This window comes from Secundilactobacillus similis DSM 23365 = JCM 2765, assembly GCF_001311075.1.
Taxonomy (GTDB): Bacteria; Bacillota; Bacilli; order Lactobacillales; family Lactobacillaceae; genus Secundilactobacillus; species Secundilactobacillus similis.
Map to the genome: position 1 here is coordinate 1 of NZ_BBAD01000078.1, position 14,915 is coordinate 14,915.

At 46.7% G+C, this 14,915-nt stretch carries 7 protein-coding genes and 4 pseudogenes; 5 read left to right on the forward strand and 6 right to left on the reverse strand.

The features are described 5' to 3' along the window. Positions 1–380: 380 nt before the first annotated feature. Complete coding sequence (locus JCM2765_RS13470; RefSeq protein ID WP_054737179.1) at positions 381–1,739, reverse strand: gluconate:H+ symporter; 1,359 nt, start codon at positions 1,737–1,739, stop codon at positions 381–383. A gap of 294 nt (positions 1,740–2,033) precedes the next feature. On the opposite strand from JCM2765_RS13470, the pseudogene JCM2765_RS13475 reads away from it, so the two are divergent. Further along, positions 2,034–2,650: pseudogene (locus JCM2765_RS13475) on the forward strand (hydrolase). 316 nt (positions 2,651–2,966) lie between these two features. Here JCM2765_RS13475 and JCM2765_RS13480 read toward each other — a convergent pair. Continuing rightward, positions 2,967–3,653 (reverse strand): DUF554 domain-containing protein, encoded by a 687-nt coding sequence (locus tag JCM2765_RS13480; protein WP_054737180.1) that lies wholly within the window; start codon positions 3,651–3,653, stop codon positions 2,967–2,969. A 188-nt stretch (positions 3,654–3,841) separates the two neighbouring features. Here JCM2765_RS13480 and JCM2765_RS13485 point away from each other — a divergent pair, with 188 nt between their 5' ends. Beyond that, complete coding sequence (locus JCM2765_RS13485; RefSeq protein WP_054737181.1) at positions 3,842–4,309, forward strand: Dps family protein; 468 nt, start codon at positions 3,842–3,844, stop codon at positions 4,307–4,309. A 251-nt stretch (positions 4,310–4,560) separates the two neighbouring features. Here the strand turns inward: JCM2765_RS13485 and JCM2765_RS13490 are convergent, their stop codons facing one another. Further along, positions 4,561–5,535, reverse strand: coding sequence for a serine hydrolase (locus tag JCM2765_RS13490; protein WP_054737182.1), 975 nt, complete (start codon positions 5,533–5,535; stop codon positions 4,561–4,563). A gap of 192 nt (positions 5,536–5,727) precedes the next feature. On the opposite strand from JCM2765_RS13490, the gene JCM2765_RS13495 reads away from it, so the two are divergent. Continuing rightward, a complete protein-coding gene (locus tag JCM2765_RS13495; protein WP_054737183.1) occupies positions 5,728–6,042 on the forward strand; it encodes a hypothetical protein in 315 nt (104 codons plus the stop codon). Positions 6,043–6,414: 372 nt separating this feature from the next. Here JCM2765_RS13495 and nrdJ read toward each other — a convergent pair. From nrdJ to JCM2765_RS13510, 3 genes and pseudogenes are all read right to left on the reverse strand, one after another. Further along, positions 6,415–8,660: pseudogene (gene nrdJ, locus JCM2765_RS13500) on the reverse strand (ribonucleoside-triphosphate reductase, adenosylcobalamin-dependent). A gap of 213 nt (positions 8,661–8,873) precedes the next feature. Further along, entirely contained in the window at positions 8,874–9,293 is a 420-nt protein-coding gene (locus tag JCM2765_RS13505) for a DMT family transporter (RefSeq protein WP_054737184.1), read from the reverse strand. A 604-nt stretch (positions 9,294–9,897) separates the two neighbouring features. After that, a pseudogene (locus JCM2765_RS13510) lies at positions 9,898–11,531 on the reverse strand (peptide ABC transporter substrate-binding protein). 391 nt (positions 11,532–11,922) lie between these two features. Here JCM2765_RS13510 and JCM2765_RS13515 point away from each other — a divergent pair. Both JCM2765_RS13515 and JCM2765_RS13520 read left to right on the forward strand, forming a co-directional pair. Continuing rightward, complete coding sequence (locus tag JCM2765_RS13515) at positions 11,923–13,818, forward strand: glycoside hydrolase family 2 TIM barrel-domain containing protein (protein WP_054737185.1); 1,896 nt, start codon at positions 11,923–11,925, stop codon at positions 13,816–13,818. Beyond that, positions 13,799–14,763, forward strand: a pseudogene (locus tag JCM2765_RS13520) (beta-galactosidase small subunit). The gene JCM2765_RS13515 and the pseudogene JCM2765_RS13520 overlap by 20 nt, the downstream one beginning before the upstream one ends. The last annotated feature ends 152 nt before the right edge of the window (positions 14,764–14,915 follow it).

A 14,915-nucleotide genomic window follows, 5' to 3' on the forward strand; every position in this document is an offset into this window, starting at 1 on the left:
CTTATGCTTGTGTCCAGCGATAGTGTGGCGGAGCGAGACGGGTTGAGAGCAGTGTGCAAGGTAACATCGGGAAGCGCCCGGGCCTGGCGGGTTTACCGATGTTACCTTGCATGCAGCTCTCAGTCTCGCGCAGCACCATTCGGCGCGGTGGCCAAAAAGCGCGTGGTTGATAAGTTCCTGCAATGTCAGGAACCCTGGAAATAACAGTTTAAGTGGCGCCGAATTTTGTAGCCTGAGAGCGCCAGCTTTTATGCGGCTTTGGCGAGCGAAGCGACGACAAACAGCCGACACCTAAATTGCACCCAACACTTATGCGGACACAAACGATAGTATACAAAAACGCCCTCCACAACTGCGAAGGACGTTTTAATAGAATCAATCTAGTTTACAATTGCATTTAAAATCAGAACGCAGATCAACCCGACCACGGAAAGGACCGTTTCCAGCACCGTCCAGATGGCCAAGGTTTGCTTGACCGTTAAGTCGAAGTACTCCTGGAACATCCAGAACCCGGCATCGTTAACGTGTGATGCAGCAACGGAACCAGCACCGATGGCGAGGACTAACATGGCTGGATCGGCGTGGGTGGCAACCATTAATGGTGTCACCAAACCAGCAGCAGTCATACTTGCGACAGCAGCTGAACCAAGGGCAATCCGCAACACAACGGCGATCAACCAAGCGAGAATTAGTGGTGAGAGGTTCACGCCAGCAACCAAGTGTTGAATGGCGTCACCGACCCCACCGTCTAACAGCACTTGTTTAAAGGCAGAACCACCACTGATGATCATCAACAGCATGGCGATTGACTTGATTGATTCAGTCAACGCATCACCAATTTGTTTCATACTGCGCTTTTGGTGAATCCCCATTGACCAGATGGCAAACAGCAGGGAAACCAGCATGGCAACGACGGGACTCCCAATCATTGACATATAGGCGTTAAATCCGTGTTTGGCTGCGCTGGCATTCGCGCCAGTCACCACCAGTTGGTAAATCGTAGCAGCACCCATGAAAATTACTGGGAAGAGGGAAGTTAAAATTGAAATCCCGAACTTTGGCGTATCTTCAAGGTTGAACTGCTTGATTTCACCAAAGGCTGGCAGTTCTTTTTTATAGCCAAATGCTTCTGGGGCGTAGCGTTGTGCCAACTTCGTGAACAATGGACCAGCCACGATCACGGTTGGAATAGCCACGATGATCCCGTAAAGCAGAACTTGACCAATGTTAGCACTCAAGGCCGTTGCAACAGCCGTTGGTGCTGGTTGTGGTGGCAAAAAGGCCTGGGTCGTCGACAGTGCGGCAACCATTGGTAAGCCAAGGTATAGGAACGGTACGCCGGCTTCGAGGGCAATCGAGAAAACGATTGGGGTTAACAGCACTAACCCAACTTCGAAGAACATGGACATCCCGATGATAAAGGATGCGACCACAATGGCGAGTTGAAGCCGTTTCTTACCAAAGAAGCCAATTAGGGTTTGGGAGATCCGGTAAGAACCACCAGCTTCTGAAACCAGACGACCAATCATGGCCCCGAACCCGAAGACAATGGCCAGTTCACCCATTGAATTCCCGATCCCTTTGGTAATGGTATCGGCGATATTATATGGATTCATCCCTAATCCCAAGGCAACTAAAACGGCCGTGGTGATCAAGGCAACGAACGTGTTTAATTTAACACGAATGATTAGGAATAACAGAATGGCAATCCCTAATGCCAAAACGATAAATTGCAAAATCTCTCCTCATTTCTCTTACGCTTTTAGATACAGTTATGCAGTTGTAAAAAAAGCTAACAAAAGCATTGTAAGTAAAAGCAATGAAACATTCAAGTAAAAATGAAAAATATTTTCACTAAAGAAAGCAAATCTGGTAATTTTTTTCATGAAAACGATAACATAATCGAATGATTGGTTATGCTTCCATTAATAACCCTAATTTTATACATTTTAATGTATGATAAATCTAAGCGCTTTCATTTTCGGCAACTGCCGGGTATACTAAACCTACACATTGGAAAGGACTGATTAACCATGACAAGCTTTGCACCGCGTGATCCACAGCAGGATATTTTATTGGCGCCAGAAAATAGCGTATTTGTGATTATTGATTACCAACCCACTCAGATTACGTCAATCGGTCGATGGACCGGCATTTATTGATTCAAAATATTATTGCAACCACGAAGTTAATGCGTGATTTTAACGTGCCAATCGTGCTATCTACCGTGAATGTGGGGACCGGTCGTAACAAGGACACGATTCCGGAATTAAAAGCGGTGTTAGGGGACACGCCATCGTTGGATCGAACGACGATCAATGCGTGGGAGGATCAGGAATTTAATCAAGTCGTTAAACAGTTAGGCCGTAAAAACATCATTATGACGGCACTGTGGACGGAAGCCTGCTTAACTTTCCCAGCGCTGGATGCACTGAGTGAGGGCTACAACGTATACCCAGTGGTGGATGCGGTGGGCGGCACCAGTGTGGATGCCCATGAAGCAGCGCTCCGCTGAGTAGAACAGGCCGGTGCAAGGCTAACCTCGTACGCACAATTAGCGTGTGAATTGCAACGGGATTGGAATCGGCATGAAACCGTTGGGAAGTTCGTGGAGAATATGAAGGCGACGGGGAAGTTTTTGGAGTTGTAGAGCGATAAAAGAAGCGCTTAAAAGGTGGAGTATAAGGCGCCAAGCGAAACTACCGGGTTATGGTAGTTTTGCTTGGGGCGCCTTATATGCAACCTTTTGCTTCTTTTATCGCGTTTCGGCGTGGTAGCCAGAAAGAAACCAAGTGGCCAAGCATAACAAAGGCCAAGAACCCCAAGAAGTAACAGTTACCCCCAAGCCGAAACAAACGTAATCGCAAAGCACGTTCGCCAATTGTTTTTTGTTTAGAAATACCAATACAAAAAAACGGCACCATCTCAACCAAGAGATAGTGCCGTATGGTGTGCATCCATGAAGCTCAACTAAAAATCGCATAAAACAAAATCGGAAAAAACGGCGCCAAAATCAAATTAGCCACCTTAATCTGAGTCAGCTTCAGCATGTTTAGCCCAATCATCAAGATGAGCAACGAGCCCACACAGGTCATTTCATCAATTACGGTTTGGGTAAAGACGCCAGCCACTGTGTTGGCCAATAGCGTCAAAATCGCTTCGTAACCAAACACCGGAACGGCCGCAAAGCAGACGCCAATGCCCATGGTGGACCCCAGCACAAGGACGAAAATGCCGTCAATCATGGATTTGGTAAATAAAACACTGTTATTACCAGACATCCCGCTTTGAAGTGAACCGACAATCCCCATCGCACCAACGCAAACGAAGAGGGTGGCGGTGACGAAACCGTCGGCAATCCGGGCGTCACTCCCCATGTTCAATGTGCGCTCGAGCCATGCCCCCAGTCGAGTAAACTGGCGATCAAAGTCAACGAGTTCCCCTAAAATGGCACCGAAGACGAGGGAGAGCACAACGTAAACGGTATTGTGGCCCTTTAACGACCCCGAGATACCGACGTATAAAACAGTAACACCGAGCGCCTGCATCACCAGTAGTTTCATGCGTTCTGGAATGCCGCGCTTAAAAAGCAGGCCAATTAGCCCGCCGATACCAACGGCAAGACCGTTAGCAACTGCACCGATAATCATCATGATATGTAAGTCCTTTCGATTGTGGTTCAAATATGTATGTTTCCCATTTTAATGGGAATTTGGTAGTGGCGCAAGTTTAGTTGGCAGTAAACGACTGAGCAAAATACACCAGAAATGTCTTGTAGTTTGGTATAATTATAAAGTAACGAATTGTTAGTCACTGTCAGTCAATACTGGAGGTAAAGGGAATGGCTCAATATAAGAAGACGAAAGCACAACTCAATCAGTTAATTGCCGATTTAAGTCAGCTACAAGTCAACATTCAGCAGATCCACTGGTACATGCGTGGGTCGCAGTTCTTTAAACTCCATCCGTTAATGGATGATTACAATGACGCACTAGCCAACCAATTAGATGAAATCGCAGAACGTTTAATTGCCATCGGTGGTGCACCGCTCTCGACCACGCATGAATTTATCGAAAATACGGGTCTGCCGGATGAAAAGGTGACCTGGGACCAATACAGCCTGAAACAGTATATGGAACGTTTAGACACGCAATTTAAGTATCTGAGCGACCAGTATCAAAAGGGCATCGAAATTACGGATGAAGAAAAGGACTTCTCGACGCAAGATCTGTTGATTGAATGCCATACGTTGATTGATAAGTATATCTGGATGATTTCTGCATATTTAGGGCGGGGTGCTCAAGATTAGAGAGTGTGTAGAGAGGTGTTTAGGGACTGGAGCCTAAGGGACTTCCGCCAGAATCCCGGTTTTTGGGAATTGTGGTGGAAGTCCCTTAGGTGCAAGTCCCTGCCTCTCGGAACACGTTTAGTTTCGAGGACAGTAACGCGCAACATGCGGAATACGTCCGAGGACAACAACCCCCAATTCAACATTAAAGTCAAAATAGCCACCGGGCAATCACTTTCGATTACCTGATGGCTATTTTTAGTTGGCAAAAACTACCGATATAACGCATTAATGCGCTTGGTTGTGCTTGACCCATAAACTAATCGCTGAACGTGTTCCGCAATCGTTGCAATGCGGGAAAAGCCACTAAACCCACTTTGCTGATGTCCGTGAGTCATGACGACCAGAATGTATTGCTGGCCATTCGGCAGGGTGACGATACCGGCATCGTTATTGGTGTCGGCGTAGAAGCCCACCTTATCGCGAACTTGAGTGCCAGACTTGGCATTTTGAACCCCAGTCGGAATCCCCGTGCGATAGAGTTGTTGATGCATGAGGGTTAAGAGTAGTTTTCGGTCTTTAGCGTTACTAAATGCACCTCGGCCAGTTTGGAGGTCGTATAATGCGCCAGCAAGGCTAGCCGCTGTTGTTTGGGAATTTTGCCCGGCAATAAAGGTCGGGTTGTACCAGCCTTGTTGGGCAATAAATTGATTCAGGGTTGGCAATCCCCAAGAATCTAGATAGTCTTCGGAAAAATCATTATCACTGTTAACAATCATGCGGTGAAAGCCGTCAACGTTGCTGGCATTCCAAGTGAAATTACCAAGCTTTTCTTCGTGGAAAACGAAGGCGGCCATGAAGAGTTTATATGTACTTGCTGAAATTTCGGGTGTGTGGGCGTTGACGCTGGCGTGGAGGCTACCGGCTTTGTAGAAGTCGGCAGAACTGCTTTTGGCAGCCGGACTGCCGGATTTGGCGCCTAAATTATAAAAGTAAACGCTAGCAGTTTTATCAGCGGTGACTTGGTTTAAATACCGTTGCAGGCGCAACCGAGTTTGCTTTTGTTCCTGCCGAACGTTACGCGCTCGTGCTGCCGGTGAAATGGATTGACTAGCCTGTTCGGCTGAATGGGCTGAAAGTGAGTGGTGGGTTAAGCCAATTCCAATCAAGAGAATTACGGTCAGTACCGCAATAACCTTAATTCGATTACGAATGCCGTGGGGAAGAGATTGATACTGCTTCAACATAGTGCGCGCCTTCTTCAATGAGTGGAATGATACCATTATAACTTATTCAGAGCGGTTTCGGCTACGGCTTTGGACCGGAATCACGACTCAAAAATACCGAAAAAATCCAATTTTAGTTATAAAATCATCACACCTCTTCGCTAAACTAAAGTTAACGATAGTCGAACGACAACGGATAGGGAGGCGAACACGATGATGAACAAGTGGCAAGTAATTGTTGGTGGCGTCCTGTTGGTGATAGTGGGGAGTTTAATTTGGCAACGGCCGTTTCAGACGAACGGACAAACGTCAGAACAAGCCCTAGTTCAGCGTTTAGATCGTGATGCCATGATGACAGCGGTCAAACAACCGTTATTGCAGATTCCTGAGACGGAGACGCCAAAGGCGGTTTCCGTTCAACCTGAGACTAAAAGCAGACAGCGGTGGTGCAACTATGGCCGGCGCTTTTGGGATTGGTGGGGGTTGGGTTGTTGTTTAGGCGGTTTAAGCGGTAGGTGGGAGAAATGAGTGGACAATCAAAACAAGCGGCAACCTCGGGTGGGAGGTTGCCGCTTGTTTTGTTGGTGACTTTTTTTGATGTTTAGTTTAAGGAGTAGTACGTTGCTGTCCTCGAGCCTAAACGTGTTCCACAAGGCAGAGAGCTGCACGTAAGCCACTTTCACCACAAACCCCAAAAACCGGGGTTTCTGGCGAAAGTAACTTACGCTCCGCTCTCTAAACGCCTTGTTTCACACTCTGTTCGTTACTGTCCTCGAGTCTAAACGTGTTCCACAAAGCAGAGACTTGCACATAAGCGGCTCTCACCACAATCCTCAAAGCCTGAGGATTCTGGCGAGAGCCGCTTATGCTCCAGTCTCTAAACGCTTTGTTCCACACTCTCTACCGAACTGGGCAAGCACCGCCAATGCAATCTGATTGGTCGATCAAGTCGAGGTCCTTTTGATCCATTGTTGCCATTGAATCGTAAACGGCGTGGACGTCGTTTGTGATTTGGCCACGGCGTGCTTCGTAAACGTCCTTGGTGATTGGTTCCTTAGGCGCTTGCTTGAAGTCGCTACCGCTGTATGGTAACAGGGAAGTAGACTTGATGCTGAACCGGTATTGCTTCATCAGGTCAGCGATTTGGTCGCCTTCTTCTGGTTGGAAGGTAATCGTGCAACTAACGGCGTTGTCTGACCAGTATTTTTGTAAGAAGGCTTGGGTTGCGAATTGTTCCGCAATTGAAACGTTACCAGCTGAGGCGAATTGATCGCTATCAGCGTGAGCAGCGCGAACTGGGAATTCAACGCAGACCGTGTTCTTCGTGTAAACGTCAGGTTCCATCTTGTAGCCACAAAGTTGCAATGCTGGCAACAATGGGTCAGTGTCTTGGAACCGGATCCGTTGGATAAGGTAACCAGCATAGTGGAAGTGCATCCCTTCGGAAACACCAGCTAATTTAGCAACGGTCCCTGAAGGCTTAACGGTCGTGTGCTTAACTGAAGGTGCGCAACCCAAAGTAGCTGAGTAGGCGTTATCAGCGTCAACGATGGCGTGGTAGATGTTATCAAACTTAGCCACAACGCGTTCGTCGTAAACAGGTTCCTTGATGGCTTCGTGCGTTTCAGGGTCGATGCCGTCCTTGAAGCCGAGCACAACGCGGTTGCCAAATTCCTTTAAGATCCAGTCTTGAATCCCAGACATTGAGATTCCAATCCGGTGGTTCTTTTTGATGACGTTACGAGAAACTTCCCAGTCGTAGTTGCTGAAAGTGACCCGCTTCGTGTAACGCGTCCCTAAACCAAAAGCGTCTTCAAGGTCAAAGCCTTGTTCGTTGCAACGGATGGGAAGACTTCAAAGAGGTTACATGGTTCACCGTTATCAAGTGAAATTTCGCCACAAGGGTTCGTGCCTTCAACAGCGCCGTCAATGTTTTCTTGACGACCGTCAACTAAACGGCCGAAGTGCTTGGATAATTCCAAGTTAACGATCCCGGGTTCGCCATTGTGCATGATTGAATCAGCAACAGCGGTGTAGTCTGACTTCTTCGTGTCGACAGCGACACTGTTGTTAGAAGCCCAACGGTGGTGGTAAAGCTTGTCTTGGTCTTGTTTCATGGTGATGAAGGCGTCATCATCGCTAGAACCTAAAGCAAGTTCAGCAGAACGACGCACGTTCCCAGCAACGACCGTCTTACCGATCAAGTTACCTAAGTCAGTGCAGTCAACAGAAGTTAACTTTTGTCCAACCCGAGCATCAAGTAATTTGTTGGTATCAAATAACATTTCAATCAATGGCATTGGACCTGAAGCAGTCCCACCGAAGCCCTTGATCTTGGCACCCTTTGGCCGGATGTCGCTCATATCAAGGATCAAGTTTGATTCGTGATCGGGGTTCGTGCTGTTAAAATGCATATCAACTAAGTTCGCATTGGCTAAGATCCAGCCTTCACGGGTGTCAGGAAGCTTGTAGTAGCGACCTTCGTCAAGTGAGTGTTCAGCTAACCATTGTTGCTTGTCAGTGGCACCTAAAGCGATTGAATCCGTGTATGAGTCGCTCTTTTCGTCGATTAAGATCGTCAAGTTAACGTTGTCGTCAACCATTGGGATCTGCTTAACGTTGTCTTGAACAACGGAGAAGCCGACGCCGCCACCCTTCATTAATTGGTCAAACATGAATGAGAAGGGCATTGAAACGGCCACTTGGTCTTGATCCAAGTAGTCGGGCATGATATGGCTGTCACCGTATGGTTGTGGGCGCACAGCAATAAACCAACAGTTGTTCAGGGCGTCACCGTTACGATCTTGGTACTTTGAACCAGAGATCCAAAGGTTCCGACCAGATGGCGTTGCAGACAAACTGTAAACTAACTTAAACAGTTTTTGCGCTTCGTCTTCAAGTTCGGTGACAACTTCAGGATCAATGTGATCTTCGTGTAAGCGGGGATCTAAGTTGATGTTACCTTCGATCACTCGTTTAACGGTTTCGTCCCAGTTTTCGTGACGGTTTTCTTCGTCGATCCAGCGGGCGTATGTACGTTTGTAAGTAACCCAACCGAGTTCACCCCAGTGAGGAGTGATTTCGTCTTTCACTTGTTCGATAAATTCTGATGATAGCGTAATTAATTTGGATGATGTAACTTGCATGCCGATGTCCTCCTCGTTTTGTGTTTCAATACAATATATAGTATCGTCACTCGGAGAAAATATCAACATATAGTATTTGGACAGTCGTTTTGATAACCGATTTCAACGCCAGCGTAGCATGGTTTTTCGTGATTTAAAATTTTTTTATTCGGTCATTTGGCAAGAAATGGTTGACTTTTTAGCCTGTCAGCATTGGCCAAATTTTGGCCGCTGTTAGCTGTTAAGCAAGTACAGGCTAATCACAGCGAGGATAAATCCAAGGCCGTTACGAAGGCTAAATCCTTCGTGGAAGAAAATCAAGCCAATTGGAATTAAAAGCAACGTAATCGCTGCATTGACCGTAATGGCAGTTGACCCCACGGGGGCACCTGCGCGGTAAGTTAATAAGTAGCCAAGCTCCACAAAGGTGATGGCTAGGCCCATTGTGACCGAGGCCCAGTTAAGCATATGTAGGTTAGTTTGAAGCGAGTGGTGCTTGCTGAGCAGGTACATGATCAATGCACCTAGTAGCGCCACGCCATATGTAATACAAAGTGAAAAGAGGGGATCCACACGAGATGAAATTCCCCGAGCAGATAATTGATAGGCGGCGTTAGCAATGATCGTTAAAATTAATGGCCATAGATAACTCACCAAGTCGTCCTCCTTAAAAACACAATGTGGTCTATTATACGGTAGAAATTTGGAATGAGAAAGGATGTGTTTCGGTTCACAAGATTTAGATGTGTGAAACATGCGGAGGACACTATATCTGGTGTGGAACAATTTTGGTGTGTGAAGAAAAGTGGTTGTTGGGGGAGAATGATGGCGACTTGGGTGGAACTGATGATTTCGGGGGATGTATTTTTGAGTTGATTGAACGTAAAGGTAATGAAAGATTTTGGTTGATTTCAAGACTATTACCTAGCCTAAACATGCTCCGAAAAACTGAAAGCTGCACGTAAGCGCAACCCACATAAAGTCGAAAGCCCACGACTTTCTGTCGGTCGGCGCTTACGCTCCACTTTCAAACCGTTTTTCTCCGCACTCTACAAAAAACACCCCCTCAGCCGGTACTGAGAGGGTGCAACGTGTTATTAATCAATGTTACTAGGAGGAAACGGTCACCTCCTTTCTAGCGACTTGTAGCGTTAATTTGAACGAGTTTCTACTATAATAATAGAACTAATATTGGTAAGTGTTCAGTTATAGCGTTATTAGCACTAGAATAACTAGTTAACGAGGTAGGTCAGAACGGTTACTTGAAGTAGGCCGTCTTAAAGTTGTAGTTCGCACCAGCTGTGTTGTAAACCAAGTCCTTCAGTTTACTGTTCATCAACCAAGGTGCGGATGATTGATACAGTGGGGCAATCCCAGCATCGTCTAACAAGACGTTTTGGGCTTTGACCATGTCGTTCCAACGTGCTTCAGGGTTGCTTGCATCCGTCGTTGATGACGCCTTGATCAACTTATCGTATTCTTTGTTTGACCACTGTGATTGGTTACTTGAGTTACCCGTAGTCAAAATGTTCAAGAAGGTGATTGGGTCTGAGAAGTCAGCGAACCAGTCAGATAAGGTGATTTGGAACGAGTGTGACGACTGCTTTGCCAAAACGTTAGCGGATGGCAAGTTGTTGTTAGTGATCTTCAAACCAGGTAAGTTTTTCTGCAAGTTGCTTTGCAGGTATTGGGTAACTTGCTTAGTCGAATCGTCATCACCAGCTAACAGGGTCAATTTGATTGTCTTGCCACTCATGCCAAGTTCTTGCAGGCCTTCCTTCCAAAGTTGCTTAGCTTTGGTTGGGTTATATTTAACTGTGGCTGGCATCGTTGCGTCGGCGGTGAAGTCTTTGCCAGTCTTAGGGTTAACAGCCAAACCTTTTGAAACGAAGCTCCCGGTGTTGATTGAGCCATCGTTTAAGACCTTATTGACCAGTGTGTTCCGGTTAACGGCCATTGAGAAGGCTTGACGAATCTTCTTATTCTTGAAAAGTTTCATCTTTTGGTTGAGGGAGAGGTAGTAACATGAACTCTCCATCCGTTCGATGTAGTCGGAGTTACTCTTGAGATTCTTGCTTGTTGGCCAGAAAGGTTAACCGCGGTTAACTTCTTTTGATTGTATTGGTTGAGACCGGTTTGCTTGTCTTTAACCACTTGGTAGTCAACGCCGTTTAACTTCACGCTCTTCTTATCCCAGTAGTTGTTGTTCTTAACTAACTTCCAGGTGTTACCAGTCCCGTTCCAGCCGGCTAACTTAAACGGTCCGTTGTAAACGAGGCGGTTGCTGCGTGTACCATATTGACTGCCCCATTTTTCAACCACTTTTTGGTCTTGCGGGTAAAATACGGGGAAGCCAAGTAACAGTTTGAAGTAAGGAATTTGCTTTTCAAGGGTAATTTGCAGTTTGTATTTACCCAGCGCTTTAATCCCTAATTTGCTGGCGGCCATCTTATTATTCATGATGGCATCGGCGTTCTTGATGCCACTGAAGAGGTAACCATATTGAGAACCGGTCTTAGGATTGACAGTCCGCTTCCAAGAATAAACGAAGTCAGCGGCAGTCAATGCATCGCCGTTACTCCACTTAGTGTTCTTGCGGATATTGAAGGTGTAGGTCAATCCATCTTTAGAAACGGTTTCCTTGGTTGCCATTCCGGGTTCGGCCTTACTGTCCTTTCCTAAACGGTACAATCCTTCGTTCGTGTTGTTCAACGTATTGAACGTGGCGACCGCGGTTGATTTTGACAGGTCCATGGTACTTAACTGCGCATCTGCGGGCATCGTGACCACCTGTTTACTGCTGCTTGAACTGCTCTTGGAACCACAAGCCCCTAACAGTAACGCAATGCTAGCAGCCCCAAGGGTCACGGTGAGCATTCGATTTAATTTCATAAAACAATCCTCCCTAACACAACAAGAATAAAACCAACTAACTTTATAACTAGATTAACACAAAATGAGAAAATGTTAAGAACTTTTTTAAATAAAAATTAATCAGATGCATGAAATAACACGTTAATCGGACAAAATGGGTGGTGTTGACGGGTTATTTATTCACTATTCATTTTGAAATGAATATTTTCTAATGGAAATCACACTAAGAAACTTGAAAATAGGTCTGTATTCTGCGAGTAAAAACCTTTATGATGTACTTGTAAGCGCTTTATAATATGTTTTTAGAGGTAAGCACTCAATTAAGTAGTGATATAGTCGCTGCTAGAAGGTGAAACACTTTGAAAAGTGGACTAACACACTGATTGAGGCCTCAAGGAGGTTAAATGAGATGACACCAGAAATCGGCTGGCTTGATGACCCACAAGTGTTTCGGGTCAATCAATTACCAGCACACAGTGACCACCGATTTTACCAAACTGATGCAGAGCTGACAGCGCAAGCGAGTCAGTTGGTTCAATCATTGGATGGTCAGTGGCAGTTTAAATTTGCGCAAACGCCAGCGGAACGGCCCGTTGGGTTTGCTGATCCGGATTATGATCGTAGTCAGTTCGACACGATCACCGTTCCGGGACACATTGAACTTGAGAATTACGGGCAGATCCACTACATCAACACGGTCTATCCGTGGGAGGGTAAGATCTACCGGCGGCCAGCCCATGCCCTTGATTCGAAAGATCAAGGGACAGGCATGTTCAGTAACGGCGCGGATAACACGGTTGGCGCCTACGTCACAACGTTTAAGTTGAACCCAGAACTTCAGGGTAAGCGGGTAGTCATTCAATTTGACGGCGTTGAACAAGCGATGTACCTATGGTTAAACGGCCAATTTGTTGGTTACGCCGAGGATAGCTTTTCCCAGTCTGAATTTGACCTGACGCCATACTTAACTGACGGTGAAAACTTATTGGCGGTGGAAGTCTTTAAGCGCAGTACCGCTGCCTTTATTGAAGATCAAGATTTCTTCCGGTTCTCTGGTATTTTCCGGTCAGTACGGCTATTGGCCAAACCAGACGTTCACGTGGAAGATATGACGTTGCGGCCTAACGTTTTGGGCGATTTGAAAACGGGTGATTTTAACTTAGCCTTGACGCTTTCCAAGACGGAAGCTGACGTGGATGCGGTGGTTAAAGTGACCGTCGCCGATCATGAGGATAACGCCGTGTTGACGTTAACGAAACCCGCTGCGGAACACTTACACTTTGACAATGTCTCAGTTGAAAACGTGCACTTATGGGACCACGTTGATCCGTATCTGTATCATTTGCGAATCGAACTGGCCCAAGTAGATGGCACGACAATTGAACTTGTGCCATACGACTTTGGGTTCCGCCGCTTTGAACTTAAGGATAAGGTAATGCTGCTTAACGGTCACCGGTTAGTGATCAACGGTGTCAACCGGCACGAGTGGAACGCGAAAACCGGCCGTTGTATCAGTCATGCGGATATGGTCGCGGATTTAAAAACCTTTAAAGAAAATAACATTAACGCAGTCCGGACGTGTCACTATCCAGATCAAATCGACTGGTACTACCTCTGTGATCAGGCTGGCATCTACATGATGGCTGAAAATAACCTAGAATCTCACGGTAGCTGGCAGAAAATGGGGGCGGTTGAACCATCTTACAACGTCCCAGGCTCGTTACCCGAATGGCGCGAAGTTGTGTTGGACCGTGCGCGAAGCAACTATGAAACGTTTAAAAATCATACGGCGATCCTCTTCTGGTCGTTAGGAAATGAATCATACGCTGGCGATAACATCGCGGCGATGAACGCCTTCTACAAGGAACACGATGATACCCGTTTGACCCACTATGAAGGAGTCTGCCGCAACCGAGCTTACGAAGATCAGATTTCGGACGTGGAAAGTATGATGTATGCGGCACCCGCTGATGTTGCGGCTTATCTGGAAAATAATCCGAAGAAGCCGTTTATTGAGTGTGAGTACATGCATGATATGGGCAACTCGTTGGGTGGCATGAAATCGTATAATGACTTGATCGATAAATACCCGATGTACCAAGGCGGCTTTATCTGGGACTTTATCGACCAAGCAATTTCAGTCAAGGATGAAGTCACTGGTCAACTCGTTCTCCGTTACGGCGGCGACTTTGACGACCGGCATTCCGACTATGAATTTTCTGGTGACGGCCTCATGTTTGCGGACCGGACACCCAAGCCAGCTCTTCAGGAGGTGAAATACTACTATGCCAAGCACATCAACTAAGGCGTTACAGATTATCTACGGTGACGCAACTCTGGGACTCCGGGGTACCGATTTTAACTACATTTTTAGTTACGAACGCGGCGGTTTGGAGTCGTTAGTTCAACACGGTAAGGAATGGTTGTACCGCGTACCGAAGCCAACTTTTTGGCGGGCAACCACTGACAACGACCGTGGCAATCATTTTTCGGAACAGGCAGCGCAATGGTTAGCAACGGATGTCTTTTTAAAATGCATTAAAGTCGCCATCAAAGTGGACGATTTGCCAATCGAATTACCAATTTCGCCGGTGAATAACCAGTACACCGATCACGAATTTGCGGACCATGTAACGATTCGGTTTACTTACGAGACAACGACGGTGCCAGCAACAACGGTCAACGTTGATTATCAAGTCGATGGTACCGGTGCAATCAAGGTTCAGGCCCACTACTACGGCATGACCAGTTTGCCGGAACTGCCAGCCTTTGGCCTCCGCTTCATCATGCCAACGCCAGCCACTGGATTTGACTACCAGGCTTGTCAGGTGAAACCTATCCTGATCGAATGGCCGGCGGAATTCCCGGCAAGTACCACGTTGATGGCTTGCCAGTGACGAAGTATCTGGTCCCTCAAGAGTGCGGGATGCACATGGCCACTGACTGGGTTACGGTGACACGCAACCAGACGTTAAATAACGCGGATCCGTCACACGATGATTTTCAGCTAACGTTCAGTGCATTACCAAAGCAGCAACTTGCGTTTAGTTGTCTGCCATACACGGCTGAAGAACTTGAAAACGCCACTCACATTGAAGAATTACCACCACTCCGGCGCACGGTTTTGACCCTGTACGGTGCCGTTCGCGGTGTCGGTGGCATCGATAGCTGGGGCGCGGATGTTGAAGAACAGTATCATATTCCATCGCACCGGGATATTACGTTTGGGTTTGAGATTAAGGGTGTTTAATGACGACGTGGATCATTGCTTAGCGATGATCCACGTTTTTTACTGTCGTTTGTGTCCAGCATAAGCATAATGCGGTTTAGTTTGTGAAGTACGGTGATTGGCTTGAACTGTCGATTCCGGTAGGCGACTAGGTTCCTGCTGTGGGGCCGGCC

What these genes read in the sequence shown, in the direction of transcription:
- JCM2765_RS13490 (WP_054737182.1), bottom strand. Translation starts at nt 5,535, where the DNA reads ATGTTGAAGCAGTATCAATCTCTTCCCCACGGCATTCGTAATCGAATT.
- JCM2765_RS13485 (WP_054737181.1), top strand. Translation starts at nt 3,842, where the DNA reads ATGGCTCAATATAAGAAGACGAAAGCACAACTCAATCAGTTAATTGCC.
- JCM2765_RS13515 (WP_054737185.1), top strand. Translation starts at nt 11,923, where the DNA reads ATGACACCAGAAATCGGCTGGCTTGATGACCCACAAGTGTTTCGGGTC.
- JCM2765_RS13495 (WP_054737183.1), top strand. Translation starts at nt 5,728, where the DNA reads ATGATGAACAAGTGGCAAGTAATTGTTGGTGGCGTCCTGTTGGTGATA.
- JCM2765_RS13480 (WP_054737180.1), bottom strand. Translation starts at nt 3,653, where the DNA reads ATGATGATTATCGGTGCAGTTGCTAACGGTCTTGCCGTTGGTATCGGC.